This window comes from Microvirga sp. GN3 (genome assembly GCF_055792825.1).
On sequence record NZ_JBVVAK010000079.1, the window covers coordinates 1 to 16,060 of the forward strand.

The window sequence follows — 16,060 nt, forward strand, 5'->3', positions numbered from 1 at the left end:
GATCCAGCGAGTAGGACTTGGTCATCGCTCATCTCCTCCCCGAAAGAGGGCTGAGACAAGTGAATCACGAAGCCGCTACGCCGCAAAGCCCCAACGACTCCGTCAGAACTGCCGTTGCTCTAGCGCGTGACGGGATTCTCAGCCGGTCGCTCTCTCCGTCCCGAGCAGTTCACTTCTTCGCGCAGATCGCCCGAGCGATCATACCCTTCGGACTCTCATTCGTAGAGAAGCAATACACGCCGACTTCATCCATATCGAGACGGTCGCCGCGGTTGCATGTGCCGTTGATCGGGTATTCGTCCTGGTCGCAGCGTGCCATGCATCGGCCCTGGGAAGCACATTCCTGGACGAAGACGCGCAGGATCGTTCCCGCCAGCCCCGTCTTGCCTTCCGGACCCATCTTTCCCTCCGGACCCAAGGGACCAGGAGGCCCGGCAGGACCCGTGAGGCCGGCTGGGCCGATGGGCCCAATGGGGCCCGGAGGTCCGATGGGGCCGATGGCTCCGGCGATCCCCTGCGGTCCTGGAGGTCCGGCAGGTCCCACGGACCCAATCGGCCCTTCCGCGCCCACAGGACCAGGCTGCCCGATCGAGCCGGGTGGGCCGGCGGGTCCGGGTTCGCCTCGCGGCCCCGGAACACCCTGGGGCCCCTGCGGTCCCTGATGGCCTGCAAGACCCTGGGGCCCCTGCGGACCGGGAGGACCCGCCGGGCCTTCGGGCCCGATAGCTCCTGCGGGCCCCGCGGGACCTGGCTGCCCTTCAGGGACGGCACGTGCTTCCATATTCCCGGGAGGCCCAGCGGGCCCTTGCGCTCCTACCGGACCGGCCGGTCCGGGCTCGCCGCGCGGTCCTGGAGGGCCGGCGGCTCCTTGCGGACCTTGAGGCCCCTCCGGTCCCGCAGCACCCTGCGGACCTGGCGCTCCGTCGCGGCCGGGTTCTCCTTGAGGACCGGGCGGTCCCACGGGCCCAGGCTGGACAGATGCAGCGGCGGCGGATTGCTGTGCCGTGCCCGATCCGTCCGGGCCGCGCTGACCGCAGAAGCCGATGACCGCCTGCCGCTGCTCGGTCTCTGCCTGAAGGTTCACGATGCACGTGGCGGGATGATAGGCGATCCGGAAGGTGAAGCGACCGTTGGCATCCGCTTTCGTCTCGAACCGTTCGTCGAGGAAGATCGATACCTGCCGCGGTTTGCTCAATCGACCGACGACACGCAACTCCCCAGCCGTGATCATGGCTTGATCGATGAGAATATCCGCCATGGCCGGCGTGCCGCTGGCGATCAGGATGGACCCGGCTAACAGGCGCTTGAACATCGTGCCTTCCCCGTATCGGAGACACGAAGCGTCGCCCGAAGAGGGCGGAAGCGTCAATTCACCCGGAAGAGTACCGCAAACGCCTTATGTCATGCGTGTAGCGAATTAATGCACGCCTTCTACCTGCATCGCCTCGACGCGGATCTCTTCCGTCAGCTGCGCCTTCAGGGCCGAGAATTCAGGTGTCGTCTTCATGGTGTAGTGACGGGGATGCGGCAGGTCGACGGGGATGTCGGCCTTGATGCGGCCGGGGCGGGCCGACATGACGATGACACGCGAGGCGAGGAAGATCGCTTCCTCGATGTCGTGGGTCACGAAGAGTACGGTTTTCTGCTCGCGCTCCCAGATGCCGAGCAGCAATTCCTGCATCAGCCCGCGGGTCTGGTTGTCAAGGGCGCCGAAGGGCTCGTCGAGGAGCAGAATTTCCGGATCGTTGGCGAGCGCGCGGGCAATCGCCGTGCGCTGCTGCATGCCGCCGGAGAGCTGCTTGGGATAATGGTTCTCGAAGCCGCGCAAGCCCACTTTCTCGGTATAGGAGGCGACAATGTCCTGGCGCTGTGCCTTCGGAACGCCTTTCTCACGCAGGCCGTAGGCGATGTTTTCCGCAATCGTGAGCCAGGGAAAGAGGGTGTAGGACTGGAACACCATGCCACGGTCGGCACCGGGGCCTTTGATCTCGCGGCCGTTGAGCAGCACGCGCCCATTGCTCGGGCGGTCGAGGCCGGCGACGATGCGCAGGAGCGTGGATTTTCCGCAGCCGGAGGGGCCAAGGATCGTGATGAAGTCGTTCTGCGCCACCTGCAGGTTCGTGGGCTCGAGCGCGCGAACGGGCGCGCCGCCGCGCACTCCCGGAAACACGCGCGAGACATCGTCGATCTGGAGGATCGTCTTCGTCATGCGAGCCTCCAGGGAAAGAGTTTGCGGTTGGCGGCCTTGAACAAGAAGTCGGAAATCAACCCGATGATGCCGATGACGATGATGCCGAAGATCATCTGGCCTGTCGCAAGCAGCGCCTGGCTGTCGATGATCATGTGGCCGATGCCGGACGAGGAGCCGATGAGTTCCGCCACGATCACATAGGTCCAGGCCCAACCAAGCACTAGGCGCAGGATCTCGGCGATCTCCGGCGCGTTGGCGGGGATGAGCACGCGCTTGACCACACCCCGATCCTTCGAGCCCAGCGTATAGGCGGCCTCGACGAGGTCGCGGCGCGTGTTGCCCACCGCAACTGCGACCATGAGAATGATCTGAAAGACCGAGCCGATGAAAATGACGAGGAGCTTCTGCATCTCGCCGATGCCAGCCCAGAGAATGAGCAGCGGCACGAAGGCAGAAGCCGGTAGGTAACGCGCGAAGGACACGAAGGGCTCAAGGAAGGCCTCGAAGGACTTATAGGCGCCCATCATGATGCCGAGCGGCACGGCGATGATAGCGGCCAGGATGAAGCCGCCGACGACGCGCCAGACCGTGATGCCGATATCGCCTAAAAAACCGAAGCGGGTGAGCAGCAGCCAGCCGTCCTGCATCATGGTGATCGGATCGGCCAGGAAGGTGCGCGAAACGAAGCCGCCCAGCGTCGCGAAGGCCCATGCTGCGAAGAAGAGGATGAAGAACGAAATGCCGAGCGTGACGCGCGTGCCCTGGCTGACTGGTTCGAGAGGACGAGGCATGAAGGATCTGTTCTGTCATCCGGACACGGCGTGCCGGATAGTGCTCCTGAGAAAATGAAAGGCGATGGCCCGCAGGGAAACGGGCCATCACCATGAGAAAGGCGTTACTGGATGAAGCTGGTGTCGGCCAGCGCTTCCATATCCGGCTTCTGCTTGATGATGCCGGTCTCAAGCAGCAGGTCGGCCGCCTCGTTCGAGAAGGTCTTGAATTCGCCGGCGAAGAACTTCTTGTTGGCTTCGCGATCCTGCCAGCGCAGGAACTGAGCCGACTTGCCGAAGGCCTCGCCCGTCTGCTTCACGTCCGCGCCCATGATCTCATAGGCCTTCGCCTGATCCTTGGCGATCATGTCGAGGGCTTCGAAATAGCTGTCGGCGAAGGCTTTGGCAGCCTTCGGATTGTCGGCGAGGAATTTCGGCGTGCAGCCGAAGGTGTCCATCACCATCGGATAATCGAGAGTGGTGGCGATGATCTTGCCGGATTGCGGCGCGGCGCGCACGGAGGAAAGATAAGGCTCATAGGTCATGGCCGCATCGTTCTGCCCCGCGATAAAAGCCTGGGCGGCAGGGCCCGGCTCCATGTTGACGACGGTTACGTCCTTCACGGAGAGGCCGTTCTTCTTCAGCATCCAGGCGAGCGCGAAATAAGGCGACGTGCCGGGCGCTGAGGCCGCCACCTGCTTACCCTTGATGTCCTTGATCGAGGCGATGTCGTTCTTCACCACCATGCCGTCGGCGCCGTAGCTCTTGTCGAGCTGGAAGATCTGCTTGGTGGGTACGCCATTCGCATTCCACACGATCCAGGTCTCGACCGTGGTGGCGGCGCATTGAATGTCGCCGGATTGGATGGCGAGGTGGCGGCTCGCCTGCGGCACTTTCTTGATCGTCACGTCGAGGCCGTTCTTCTTGAAGATGCCGGCTTCCTTCGCGAGCGTCAGGGGCGCGAAGCCCGTCCAGCCCGAGATGCCGACAGCCACCTTCGTCTCCTGCGCCGAGGCGGATCCGACCGCCAGCGCCAACACGGCCAAACTACCCAACAACGCCTTCATCGCAGCCTCCGTTCAATCCAAATTCCTGTCTCGTTCCGCCGACCGCACCCTCTGGAAGGTTTCTCATGTTTCGCGTGTCGGGCGTTCTTCAAATCGAGCGGGCGAATGGCACCATGCCCGAACGGCAATGTCAAATGTATAGACATTTTGACCTGCCGCAGTTTTGGGCATCGCGCACCAAAATTTGCGCTCCTACGATGGGCCGGGAGCAATCTCGACGAGGATTGCCCGTCCGGTCCCGGAGAGCAGGATCAACTCCTGCGCCGCCTCCAGCATCAACGTATCGAGCACTTGGAGCGAATGGATCGTCGAATCGAGCGTCACGTCGAAGGGGGCGTCGAACGGGACGAGAAACGCGACGCTCGTGTCCTCCGACAGCAACGCGACACCCGACTCGACGAACCGCGTCCGCTGCCGGAACTTGCCGCGCCGGGTCATCACGTTGAGATCGCGGATCGGGCCGGAGAGCAGCCGGCCTGTGGTGATGTCGTCACCGGCGAAGGAGAGCTTGGGAGAGGTTCTGTCCAGTGGATAGACAATCCCCTCCACATCGAGTTCGATTCCGTCGCCTTCGACGACGATCAGCGTGCGGTCGATCCCGGGAAAGGCCGAGAAAGGTCCGTCGGAGGCGACATCCGCCATGCTGATGCGCCAGCCGAAGGTCTCGAAAGTCGAGCCTTCCGGAAAGGCGGCGACCTCCGCAGTGGTGCCGCCGCCATTCTTCCACGGAATGCGGACGAGATCCGCGTTGCGGATAATCCGCGCCGCCATCAGCGCAGGCTCGGCAGGTTGAGACCGTGCTCGCGGGCGCAGTCGATGGCGATGTCGTAGCCCGCATCCGCATGACGCATGACGCCGGTCGCCGGATCGTTCCAGAGCACGCGCTCGACGCGCTTGGCCGCTTCCGGCGTGCCGTCACAGACGATCACCATGCCCGAATGCTGCGAGAAGCCCATGCCGACGCCGCCGCCATGGTGCAGCGATACCCAGGTCGCGCCGGAGGCGCAGTTGAGAAGGGCGTTCAGGAGCGGCCAGTCGGAGACTGCATCCGAGCCGTCCTTCATGGCTTCCGTCTCGCGGTTCGGGCTTGCGACCGAGCCGGAATCGAGATGGTCGCGGCCGATCACGATGGGCGCCTTCAACTCTCCCTTGGCGACCATCTCGTTGAAGGCGAGGCCGAGGCGATGACGGTCACCGAGACCGACCCAGCAGATGCGCGCCGGCAGGCCCTGGAACTTGATGCGCTCCTTGGCCATGTCGAGCCAGTTGTGCAGATGCTTGTTGTCGGGCAGCAGCTCCTTCACCTTGGCGTCGGTCTTGTAGATATCCTCCGGATCGCCCGAGAGCGCGGCCCAGCGGAAGGGGCCGATGCCGCGGCAGAAAAGCGGACGGATATAGGCCGGCACGAAGCCCGGGAAGTCGAAGGCGTTGTCGACGCCTTCCTCCTTAGCCATCTGGCGGATGTTGTTGCCGTAATCGAGGGTCGGCACGCCGGCCTTGTGGAAGTCGAGCATGGCGCGCACGTGCTCGGCCATCGACTGCTTGGCGGCGTGTTCCACGGCCTTGGGATTGCTCTCACGCTTGGCTTCCCATTCCCCGAGTGTCCAGCCCTTCGGCAGGTAGCCGTTGATCGGATCGTGCGCGGAGGTCTGGTCCGTCACCGCATCGGGACGGATGCCGCGCCGGTAGATTTCGGGGAAGATCTCGGCGGCATTGCCGAGGAGACCGACCGAGACCGGCTTCTTGTCGCGGCAGGATTGCTCGATGATGGCCAGCGCCTCGTCGAGCGTATCGGCGCGCCGGTCGACATAGCCCGTGCGCAGGCGAAACTCGATGCGGCTCGGCTGGCACTCCACCGCCAGGCAGGAAGCGCCCGCCATGGTGGCGGCGAGCGGCTGCGCGCCACCCATGCCGCCGAGTCCCGCGGTCAGGATCCAGCGGCCGGAGAGGTCGCCGTTGTAATGCTGGCGGCCCACTTCCACGAAGGTCTCGTAAGTGCCCTGCACGATGCCCTGCGTGCCGATATAGATCCAGGAGCCGGCCGTCATCTGGCCGTACATCATGAGCCCCTTGCGATCGAGCTCGTGGAACTTGTCCCAGGTGGCCCAGTGCGGCACGAGGTTGGAATTGGCGATCAGCACGCGTGGCGCGTCCGGGTGTGTGCGGAACACGCCGACCGGCTTGCCGGATTGCACGAGCAGCGTCTCGTTATCATTGAGGTTCTTCAGAGCCGCCACGATGCGGTCGAAGCTGTCCCAGTCGCGCGCGGCGCGGCCGATGCCGCCATAGACGACAAGCTCGCCGGGCCTCTCCGCAACGTCGGGGTCGAGGTTGTTCATCAGCATGCGCAGGGGCGCCTCAGTCAGCCAGCTCTTGGCCGACAATTCGGTGCCGTGGGGGGCGCGGATCACGCGGGCGTTGTCGATGCGGGTCATGGGACGGATCCTCGGGTCAGGCTTTGGATTGGGTGAAAGTGAGACAGGTCTGGAGAATGAGGGTCAGCGCCGCACGCATGGGTGCTGCATAATCCTCGTCGTAAGGCGTCGGCCACTTGTCCTCGGCGACGGGGCCGAGCGGCTCCTTCATGTAGCCGCGGCAGGCGAGTTCCATCTGGACGGCATGAATACCGGCCTCAGGACGCCCAAGGCTGCGCGTGATGTAGCCGCCCTTGAAGCGGCCGTTGACCACATGGCTGAAGTCGCTGCCGGAGCAGATCGTCTCGATGGCATCGCTCAAAGACGGCGCACAGGTGGTGCCACCATTGGTGCCGATGTTGAAATGGGGCAGGGTGCCACCGAACAGGCGCGGAATGACCGAGCGGATCGAGTGGCAGTCATAGATGACGATAGTGTCATGCCGTGCCCGCAGCCTCTCGATCTCGGCGCGGAGTATTGCGTGATACGGATCGAAGAAACGGGTACGACGCTCGGCGATTTCCTCGGTACTCGGCTCCGCTCCTGGCTCGTAGAGCGGCTCGCCGTCGAAGGTGGTGGTGGGACAAAGCTCGGTCGTCGCCTGTCCCGGATAGAGAGAAACACCGGACGGATCGCGGTTCACGTCGATCACCGTGCGGGAGATCGTCGTTCGGATCAATGTGGCACCGAGCGAGGGGGCGAAATCGTAGAGCCGATCGATCCACCAATCCGCGTCCTTGCGCGCGAGCCAGGGTGAGACGAGACCACATTCATACGCGGCCGGGATCTCGGTGCCCGTATGCGGCAGGCTGACCACGAGGGGCGCATCGCCGCGGGTGATGGTGAGCCAGTCCGGATGATTCATCACGCCGTCTCTTCCGTCACGAGCGGCAGGACGTCGGCACCAGCGGCATGAGATAGAGCGCCGGAAACGACGAGGGCCGTGGCCTGTTCCATGTCGGGCGCCATATGCCGGTCGTCATCGAGATGGGGCACCTTCGAGCGCAGCAGCGTGCGGGCACGCTCCAGGCGCTCGCTCGATTGCATCGGCGCGTGGAAGTCGCAGCCCTGGACGGCGGCGAGAAGCTCGATGCCGATCACATTGGCTGTGTTCGCCGCCATCGGCAGGAGCCGACGTGCACCATGGGTCGCCATGGAGACATGGTCTTCCTGATTGGCAGAGGTCGGGATTGAGTCGACGCTCGCCGGATAGGCGCGCTGCTTGTTCTCCGAGACGAGGGCAGCGGCCGTCACCTGCGGGATCATGAAGCCGGAATTGAGCCCGGGCTTCGGCGTAAGGAAAGCCGGAAGGCCCGACAAGGCTGGGTCGACCAGCATGGCAATGCGTCGCTCGGCGAGAGAGCCAATCTCGCATAGCGCCATGGCGATCATGTCGGCGGCGAAGGCCACCGGTTCGGCATGGAAGTTGCCGCCGGAGATGACCTCGCCCGTCTCCGAGAAGACGAGCGGGTTGTCGGAGACGCCGTTCGCTTCGGTGCCGAGCGTCTCGCCTGCCTGACGCAACAGGTCGAGGACCGCACCCATCACCTGCGGCTGGCAGCGCAGGCAGTAGGGATCCTGCACGCGATCATCGTTGGTGAGATGCGAGGCGCGAATAGCGCTGCCCTGCATCAGGGCACGCAGGGATGCTGCGACCTCGATCTGCCCGCGGTGACGCCGCAGCTTCTGGATGCGCTCGTCGAACGGTCCGTCGGAGCCCTTGGCGGCATCGGTTGCGAGCGCGCCCGTGACGAGAGCTGCCTGGAATACGCGCTCGGCCTCGAACAGGCCAGCCAGCGCGAGTGCCGTCGAGACCTGCGTGCCATTGAGAAGGGCTAAGCCTTCCTTCGGACCGAGAACGAGCGGCGAAAGACCTGCGCGTGCGAGAGCCGCTTCTGCCGGCAGGCGCGCTCCATCGACGAAGAATTCACCGACGCCCATGAGGGCAGCCGTCATATGCGAGAGCGGTGCGAGATCGCCCGAGGCGCCGACGGAGCCCTGACCCGGAATGACGGGAATGAGATTTGCTTTCAGGCAGGCGGTCAGATGCTCGATGGTGGACCAGCGCACGCCCGAGGCTCCTTGAGCGAGGCTCGCGAGCTTGAGCGCCATGACGAGCCGCACCACAGCCGCCGGCAGAGGCTCGCCGACGCCAGCCGCATGCGAGAGCACGATGTTGCGCTGGAGCGTGGCGAGATCGGCGGTGCCGATGCGCACGCTCGCGAGCTTTCCGAAGCCGGTATTGATGCCATAGACCGGATCGCCCTTGGCGACGATGGCCTCGATGGTCCTGGCGCCGGCCTCGATGGCGGCGCGGCAATCCTGATCGAGCGAAACCTCCGCGCCGAAATAGACGCGCTGCCAATCGGCGAGAGCAACGGAGCCGGGATGAAGTGTTACTGTTTTGGTCACTGTCCTCTCCAGACGCGGGTATGAAGCGGGTTGAATCCGATGCGGTAGACGAGTTCCGCGGGGCGTTCGATGTTCCAGATGGCGAGATCGCAGGATTTGCCCGTCTCCAGCGTGCCGATTTCATCGAGTTGACCCAGCGCACGCGCTGCCTCACGCGTGACGCCGGCGATGCATTCCTCGACAGTCATGCGGAACAGGGTCGCGCCCATGTTCATGGTGAGCAGGAGCGAAGTCAGCGGCGAGGTGCCGGGATTGCAATCGGTCGCCAGCGCCAAGCGTGTGCCGGCTTTGCGGAAGGCGGCGATCGGCGGCACTTTCGTCTCGCGCAGCATGTAGAAGGCGCCGGGCAGCAGCACGGCGACCGTGCCGGCCTTCGCCATGGCGGCAGCGCCATCCTCATCCGTATATTCGAGATGATCGGCAGAGAGAGCGCCGTAATCGGCCGCGAGCTTGGCTCCATGCAGGTTGGAAAGCTGGTCGGCGTGGAGTTTGATTGCCAGACCGTGCGCCTTCGCGGCGTCGAACACGCGCGCTGTCTGTTCAGGAGAGAACGCGATGCCTTCGCAGAAGGCATCGACCGTATCGGCCAGCCCTTCGCGGGCGAGCACCGGCAACATTTCGCGGCAGATCTTGTCGATGAAGGCATCCTTGTCGCCATTTGCCTCCGGCGGCAGGGCATGGGCGCCGAGGAAGGTGGTGGTGACGGAAATCGGACGTTCCCCAGCGAGGCGCCGCGCGGCGCGTAAGGAGCGAGCCTCGGTTTCCAGATCGAGTCCGTAGCCCGACTTGATCTCGATGGTGGTGCAGCCCTCACGGATAAGGTGATCGAGGCGGGGCAGGGCGCTCGCCACGAGCTCGTCCTCGCTCGCCGCGCGGGTCGCCTTCACGGTGGAGACGATGCCGCCACCGGCGCGGGCGATCTCCTCATAGCTCGCGCCTTTCAAGCGCAGCTCGAATTCATGCGCCCGGTCGCCGCCATAGACGAGATGCGTGTGACAATCGACGAGCCCGGGAGTGATCCATCGTCCTTCACAATCGATCCGCTCGGCGGCGTCCCAGCCGGTCGGAAGGTCCCTTTCGGGCCCAGCGAAGGCGATCCGGCCATCCTTGGCGGCAACGGCTCCATGCTCGACAATCCCCAGACCGTTGCCGGTAAGCGTAGCAAGGCGAGCATTGAGCCAGACCCGGTCGAAGCGCATGTTTCTGCTCCGGTGAGGTTGCGATAATGTCTATACATAATCGCAATTTATCGGTAATGTCTAGACTTATTCGATCGGTTTTTGATGATTGGGCGTTGGAATGGCTTTTTGGCGGCTTCCGATGCTCAGGCCGATCCGCAGCAAAGGTGACAGCAATGCGCAGGCTCATCCTCGATCACGCCCTTCTCCCGGAGGGCTGGGCAAAGAATGTCGGGGTCGACATCGAAAGCGGAACGATCACGGTCGTCCATCCGAATGCCTCCGCCGAGGGGCGCGAGCGAATCACCGGCATTGCGCTTCCCGGATTGCCCAACCTGCACAGCCACACCTTCCAGCGCGGCATGGCAGGCCTTGCCGAAACCCGCGGGCCGGAAGGGGACAGCTTCTGGACCTGGCGGCAGGTAATGTACCGGTTCCTCGGTTCCCTCACGCCGGACGATGTCGAGGCGATCGCGGCCTTCGCGATGATGGAAATGCTCGAGGGTGGCTTCACTGCGCTCGCCGAGTTCCATTACCTCCATCACGATGTGAACGGTCGCCCCCATGCCGACATCGCGGAACTCTCCCACCGCATCGCAGCCGCCGCGCAGGAAACCGGCATGGGCCTGACGCTTCTGCCGGTCTTCTATGCGCAGGGCGGGTTCGGCGGGGCCGCACCGACGGAAGGACAGCGGCGGTTCATCAACGATGTGGAGAGTTACGCCCGCCTCCTCGAAGGCGCACGCAAGGCAGTGGCTGATCTCGATGATGCGGTCGTCGGCATCGCGCCGCACAGCCTGCGCGCCGTCACGCCCGAGAGCCTTCGCGAAGTCCTTGCGATGGAAGGCAAGGGTCCGGTCCACATCCACATCGCCGAGCAGGTGAAGGAGGTGGACGATTGCCTAGCGTGGTCGGGGCGGCGCCCGGTGGCATGGCTGCTCGATCATGTGCCCGTCGATCAACGCTGGTGCCTCATCCACGCAACCCATCTCGATGCGCAGGAGATCGAGGGCATCGCCAAGAGCAATGCGGTGGCGGGCCTGTGTCCGATCACCGAGGCCAATCTCGGTGACGGCATTTTCGAAGGCGTCGATTATCTTTCATCTAGAGGCCGTTTCGGTGTCGGCTCCGACTCGAATATCGAGATCTCCGCACCCGGTGAACTCAAGCAGTTCGAGTACAGCCAGCGCCTCAAGCATCGCGCCCGCAACGTTTTGGCCGAGCAGGAAGGCCAATCGACCGGGCGCAGTCTCTATGACAAGGCACTGTCGGGCGGAGCCCAAGCGCTCGGCCGGCGCATCGGCGCCATTGCGGCAGGGTATCAGGCCGATCTCGTGGTGCTCGATGCCGCTCATCCGGATCTCTCCGCCGTTTCAGGAGACCGCTGGATCGACTCTTACGTGTTCGTGACCGGCAAGGCTGCCATCGATGTAGTGTTCGTAGCCGGCAAGCCTGTGGTAAGGAGTGGCCGGCATCTTCATCGCGAGGCGATCTGCACCCGCTATGAACGCGCCTTGGCCCGCATCCTGGTTTAAGAGAAACGTCGTTCGGCATGAAACATCTTCACCAGCGCATCCGCGACGATATCGAGGCCAAGATCATGTCCGGCGAATGGCCGCCGGGCCATCGCATTCCCTTCGAGCACGAGCTGATGGCCGAATATGACTGCTCGCGCATGACGGTGAACAAGGTCCTTTCGACCCTCGCCGCCAACGGCCTCATCACACGTCGCCGCCGCGCAGGGACAGTGGTGGCAGAGCCGAGTAATCAGCAGGCCGTGCTGCAGATCCAGGATTTCGCCCTTGAGGCGGCGCGGGCCGGCATCGAATATCGCTTCAAGATCCTGTACCGCGCCATCGAGCCCATCGATGTCGCCGCTGCGCAGCGGATCGGTTTGCCGGTAGGGACGAAGATGCTCTGTCTTTCCACGCTTCACGTGATGGACGACGTGCCGCAGGCTTTCGAGCAGCGCCTGATCAACCTCGCCACTGTACCCGAAGCCGACGAGGAGACGTTCAAGGAGGATCCGCCGGGAACCTGGCTGTTGCGACGCGTACCATGGACGGATGCGGAGCACATCGTGCGCGCCGTGAACGCCGACAGCGCGATGGCGAAGCGACTGCAGATTCAATCGGGAACGGCCTGTCTCGTGCTGGAGCGGCGCACTTGGCAGGCGGGCGCCTTCGTCACAGAGGCGCGCATTACGTATCCCGGCGATAGGCATCAGCTTGTGGGGCGCTTCTCGCCTGTTGCGTGAATGGAGCGTGTCATCCCCGGCTCCCACTGTCATTCCGGGGCGAGCGTAGCGAGAGCCCGGAATCCATAGCCGCTAACGTTGCAGACAGAGGCGCAACGCTGCTCACTCTTTCCTGAGACGTCGTGTTTATGGATTCCGGGCTCCGCTGCGCGGCCCCGGAATGACAGCAGCGTTACCTCTCAAAGCGAGATCACCGGCACAAGGCCGGTGATGACATGCAGTCAATCAAGCTGGCTCGTAAGCCAAAGCCAAGCGCAGATCTTGAATGAGGTCGTCCGCATCCTCAATGCCGACCGACAGGCGCACGAGGCCATCGTCGATGCCGAGCTCGGCCCGTACGTCCGGCGGCACGGAGGCATGGGTCATGATCCCCGGATGCTCGATCAGGCTTTCCACTCCGCCCAGACTCTCGGCGAGCGTGAAGAGCTGGCAGCGCTCCAGGAAACGCGTTGCACCATCGAGGCCGCCCTTGATGCGGGCGGTGATAATGCCGCCGTAACCGCGCATCTGGCGCTTGGCGAGTTCATGTTGCGGATGCGAGGCGAGGCCCGGATAGATCACGCCGTCCACGCCCGGATGGGATTCGAGGAACTGGGCGATCTTGAGCGCCGAGGTGCAGTGCCGCTCCATCCGCAGCGAAAGCGTCTTGAGACCGCGCAGGGCCAGGAAGCTGTCGAAGGGGCCGGAGACGGAGCCGACTGCGTTCTGCAGGAACGCGATCTTCTCGCGAACCTCCTGGTTCTGACCCACGATCACCACGCCGCCGACCATGTCGGAGTGGCCGTTCAAATATTTCGTGGTGGAATGTAGCACGATGTCGAAGCCGAATTCGAGCGGTCGCTGCACATAAGGACTCGCGAAGGTGTTGTCAGCGACGAGCCACGTGCCATGTCCGCGCGTTGCGGCCGCAATGGCTTCGAGATCGGCAAGTTTCAGGAGCGGATTGGTGGGCGTCTCGACCCAGACGAGCTTGGTATTGGGGCGCAGAGCCGCCTTCACTGCATCGGGATCGCCGAGATCGACATAGGTAATCTCAAGTCCGGCCGATTTCTTGCGCACGCGCTCGAAGAGGCGGCGCGTGCCGCCATAGAGATCGTCGGAAGCGACGACGTGCGAGCCTTGCTCCAGCATGTCGAGCACGGTGGCGCTTGCCGCGAGTCCTGAGGAGAAAGCGAAGGCCGCCGAGCCGCCCTCGAGATCCGCGATGCAGCGCTCGAAAGCCATGCGGGTCGGGTTCTGCGAGCGGGCATATTCGAAGCCCTTGTGAACGCCGGGGCTCTCCTGCGCGAAGGTCGAGGTGGCGTAGATCGGCATCATCACCGCGCCGGTAGTGGGATCCGGCGACTGGCCCGCATGGATGCAGCGGGTGGCGAAATCGAGCTGGTTGCGGGCGGTCATTATGGATGGATCCGGTAGAAGTTGATGAGGTCGATGCGGGTGGCGAGACCGACGAAGGAATCGCCATCCATGATCACCGGCACGAGGCCGGCGGCGAAGAGGGGCAGAAGCTCCTTGACGGGAGCATCGGCGGCAATGGTCTTGAGGCGCGTCACCATCACGTCACGCACCGGCTTGTTGAACACGCTTTGCGGTGCGCTCTCGTTGGCAACCAGCGCGTCGAGGATATCGCTCTCGTCGATCAGCCCGACCACGTGACCGTCCTCGATCACCGGCAGCTGCGAGATGTCGGAGGAGCGCATCCGCGCAAAGGCGGAGCGCAGGGTCTCGTTCGGTGAAACGAAGATGGTGGCGCCCTCGCCGAAGGGATTGATCACCACGTCGCGCGCCGTGCCGGTCATCTTGCGGTCGAGCCAGCCTTCCTGCGCGATGAAGGCATCGTTGAACACCTTCGACAGATATTTGGCGCCCGTGTCGCAGATGAGGGTCACGACCCGCTTCGGCTCGGTCTGCTCGCGGCAATAGCGCAGGGCGGCGGCCAGCAGTGTGCCCGAGGACGAGCCTGCCAGAATGCCTTCCTTGCGGAGCAATTCGCGCGCGGCCGAGAAGCTCTCCTTATCGCCGATGGAATAGGCCTTCTTCACCAAGGAGAGGTCGCAATTCGGCGGCACGAAATCCTCGCCGATACCTTCAACGGCCCATGATCCGGCCTCGGTCATCTGTCCGGTTTCGACCAGTGGGGCGAGGACCGATCCTACCGGATCGGCCAGCACCATGATCGTCTTGGGCGAGGCCTTCTTGAGATATCGACCGACTCCCGTGAGCGTGCCGCCCGAGCCGACGCCGACCACGACGGCATCCACGTCGCCGTCCATTCCTTCCAGGATCTCAGGGCCGGTACTCGCCTCGTGAGCCGCTGGGTTGGCGGGGTTTTCGAACTGATTGATGTAGACCGCGCCAGGCGTCCTGTTTGTGATCGCCTGAGCGAGGTCCTGGTAATAATCTGGGTGGCCCTTGCCGACATCGGAGCGGGTGATAACGACCTCGGCGCCCAGGGCCTTGGCATGGAGAACTTTCTCCCGAGACATCTTGTCGGGCACCACGAGGAGAGTGCGATAGCCTTTGCTCGCGCCCACCAGCGCCAGCCCGACCCCGGTATTGCCGGCGGTCGCCTCGACGATGGTGCCGCCCGGCTTCAGGCGGCCATTGGCTTCCGCCGCCTCGATCATGGCGCGCGCGGGACGGTCCTTGATCGATCCGCTGGGGTTGGCACTCTCAAGCTTGAGGAAGAGCTTGCAGGGACCGGTATCCAGAGTCGTCACCTCCATGAGAGGAGTTCCTCCGATCAGGTCCAGGGCTCCGTGCGCAACCATTTTGCATCTTTCTAATGTATAATAGATTATTTGTTTCTTTTTTGATGTGAAACAGAAGTGTCCTTACAGACCATTATGTAGATTGTCACCTGCCGTTCTCTTCATTCAACTTCAATCCACTGCCTTTGGTCCCAAGGGTTTAAGTCTCCCTGAGGAACGCCGCATCCATTCCCGCGCCTGACAATCGAAATCTCCCGAAGCGTCCGAAAAGAGAAAATCCTTCTTTTCTGTTCGTTTAAAAGAACATTCGAATTGACAGAGCGGATTTGCCGGATGAACCTGACGTTAGTTCCATGGCCAGCGCGGGTTGGTGACGGAAAATTGATCCGTTGCTCAGAGCGGGGCCTTGCTCATCGTATCAGAAAGGGTTCCTCCATGGCGCACCCTCGGATCGTCGGCATCGCCGGCAGCTTTCGGCGTCCCTCGAAGACACGGTCTCTCGTCGAAGCCCTCGGAGCCGAGATCGGGCGGACAAGGCCGGTCGACTTCATTGTCCACGATCTGGTGGAGATCGGATCCGGGCTGGGCGCCGCCTTCTCACGCTCACAATTGCCGCCGGATGCCGCGCGTGTTCTCAAAGATATCGAGACCGCGGATGCCCTAATCGTCGGAACGCCCGTCTTCAAGGGATCCTATACGGGCCTGTTCAAGCACCTGTTCGATCTCGTCGAGCCGGATGCCCTGAAGGATGTGCCCGTGCTGCTGACCGCCACAGGCGGCGGATTGCGCCATGCCCTCGTGGTCGAGCATTACCTGCGCCCGCTCTTCGGCTTCTTCGAAGCGCTTACCATTCCGACCGCCGTCTATGCGAGCGAGAGCAATTTCATCGATGGCACGCTCGTGGATGCCGCCGTGCGCGAACGCGCCTCGACGGCTGCCGCGCAGCTCTCGGCTGTGCTGAGCCAGCGCGTGGAGCAGATACGCAGCCGCGAGCCGGTACGTCTCGCCGCCGTCCGCTGAGGAGGGCGATTTTAGCGATTTGTTCTGCTCAAGCAGGTCA

At 63.5% G+C, this 16,060-nt stretch carries 14 protein-coding genes; 3 read left to right on the forward strand and 11 right to left on the reverse strand.

Annotation, left to right across the window (positions count from 1 at the left end):
• Nucleotides 1-169: 169 nt before the first annotated feature.
• The 9 genes from ACS5Q1_RS29210 to hutI all read right to left on the reverse strand — a co-directional run bounded on the left by ACS5Q1_RS29210 (nucleotide 170) and on the right by hutI (nucleotide 10,053).
• Nucleotides 170-1,312, reverse strand: coding sequence for a collagen-like domain-containing protein (locus ACS5Q1_RS29210; protein ID WP_473101484.1), 1,143 nt, complete (start codon nucleotides 1,310-1,312; stop codon nucleotides 170-172).
• A gap of 105 nt (nucleotides 1,313-1,417) precedes the next feature.
• On the reverse strand, nucleotides 1,418-2,209 hold the full coding sequence (locus tag ACS5Q1_RS29215; RefSeq protein ID WP_473101485.1) for an ABC transporter ATP-binding protein: 792 nt from the start codon (nucleotides 2,207-2,209) through the stop codon (nucleotides 1,418-1,420).
• Nucleotides 2,206-2,982 (reverse strand): ABC transporter permease, encoded by a 777-nt coding sequence (locus ACS5Q1_RS29220; protein ID WP_473101486.1) that lies wholly within the window; start codon nucleotides 2,980-2,982, stop codon nucleotides 2,206-2,208. Before ACS5Q1_RS29220 ends, ACS5Q1_RS29215 begins: the two co-directional genes overlap by 4 nt.
• Before the next feature lie 104 nt (nucleotides 2,983-3,086).
• A complete protein-coding gene (locus ACS5Q1_RS29225) occupies nucleotides 3,087-4,028 on the reverse strand; it encodes an ABC transporter substrate-binding protein (RefSeq protein ID WP_473101487.1) in 942 nt (313 codons plus the stop codon).
• Nucleotides 4,029-4,220: 192 nt separating this feature from the next.
• Complete coding sequence (locus ACS5Q1_RS29230; protein ID WP_473101488.1) at nucleotides 4,221-4,799, reverse strand: HutD/Ves family protein; 579 nt, start codon at nucleotides 4,797-4,799, stop codon at nucleotides 4,221-4,223.
• Entirely contained in the window at nucleotides 4,799-6,463 is a 1,665-nt protein-coding gene (hutU, locus tag ACS5Q1_RS29235; protein ID WP_473101489.1) for a urocanate hydratase, read from the reverse strand. Before hutU ends, ACS5Q1_RS29230 begins: the two co-directional genes overlap by 1 nt.
• Before the next feature lie 16 nt (nucleotides 6,464-6,479).
• Nucleotides 6,480-7,307: an N-formylglutamate deformylase gene (gene hutG / locus ACS5Q1_RS29240; RefSeq protein WP_473101490.1), complete on the reverse strand. Its 828-nt coding sequence runs from the start codon at nucleotides 7,305-7,307 to the stop codon at nucleotides 6,480-6,482.
• Nucleotides 7,307-8,854, reverse strand: coding sequence for a histidine ammonia-lyase (hutH, locus tag ACS5Q1_RS29245; RefSeq protein WP_473101491.1), 1,548 nt, complete (start codon nucleotides 8,852-8,854; stop codon nucleotides 7,307-7,309). Before hutH ends, hutG begins: the two co-directional genes overlap by 1 nt.
• Entirely contained in the window at nucleotides 8,851-10,053 is a 1,203-nt protein-coding gene (gene hutI / locus ACS5Q1_RS29250; protein ID WP_473101493.1) for an imidazolonepropionase, read from the reverse strand. The genes hutH and hutI overlap by 4 nt, the downstream gene beginning before the upstream one ends.
• Before the next feature lie 155 nt (nucleotides 10,054-10,208).
• Between hutI and ACS5Q1_RS29255 the strand changes: the two genes are divergently transcribed.
• Both ACS5Q1_RS29255 and hutC read left to right on the forward strand, forming a co-directional pair.
• The gene (locus ACS5Q1_RS29255) at nucleotides 10,209-11,567 is read left to right on the forward strand and encodes a formimidoylglutamate deiminase (RefSeq protein WP_473101494.1); all 1,359 of its coding nucleotides are present in this window, start codon (nucleotides 10,209-10,211) and stop codon (nucleotides 11,565-11,567) included.
• A 17-nt stretch (nucleotides 11,568-11,584) separates the two neighbouring features.
• A complete protein-coding gene (hutC, locus tag ACS5Q1_RS29260; protein ID WP_473101495.1) occupies nucleotides 11,585-12,289 on the forward strand; it encodes a histidine utilization repressor in 705 nt (234 codons plus the stop codon).
• Between the two features lie 225 nt (nucleotides 12,290-12,514).
• Here hutC and ACS5Q1_RS29265 read toward each other — a convergent pair whose 3' ends face one another.
• Together ACS5Q1_RS29265 and ACS5Q1_RS29270 are read right to left on the reverse strand one after the other, a co-directional pair.
• A complete protein-coding gene (locus ACS5Q1_RS29265) occupies nucleotides 12,515-13,687 on the reverse strand; it encodes a cystathionine gamma-synthase (protein WP_473101497.1) in 1,173 nt (390 codons plus the stop codon).
• A complete protein-coding gene (locus ACS5Q1_RS29270) occupies nucleotides 13,687-15,060 on the reverse strand; it encodes a pyridoxal-phosphate dependent enzyme (protein ID WP_473101498.1) in 1,374 nt (457 codons plus the stop codon). The genes ACS5Q1_RS29265 and ACS5Q1_RS29270 overlap by 1 nt, the downstream gene beginning before the upstream one ends.
• Before the next feature lie 375 nt (nucleotides 15,061-15,435).
• On the opposite strand from ACS5Q1_RS29270, the gene msuE reads away from it, so the two are divergent.
• Nucleotides 15,436-16,020 carry an FMN reductase gene (msuE, locus tag ACS5Q1_RS29275; protein ID WP_473101499.1) on the forward strand — a complete coding sequence of 195 codons (585 nt, stop codon included), beginning with the start codon at nucleotides 15,436-15,438 and terminating at the stop codon, nucleotides 16,018-16,020.
• Nucleotides 16,021-16,060 lie beyond the last annotated feature (40 nt).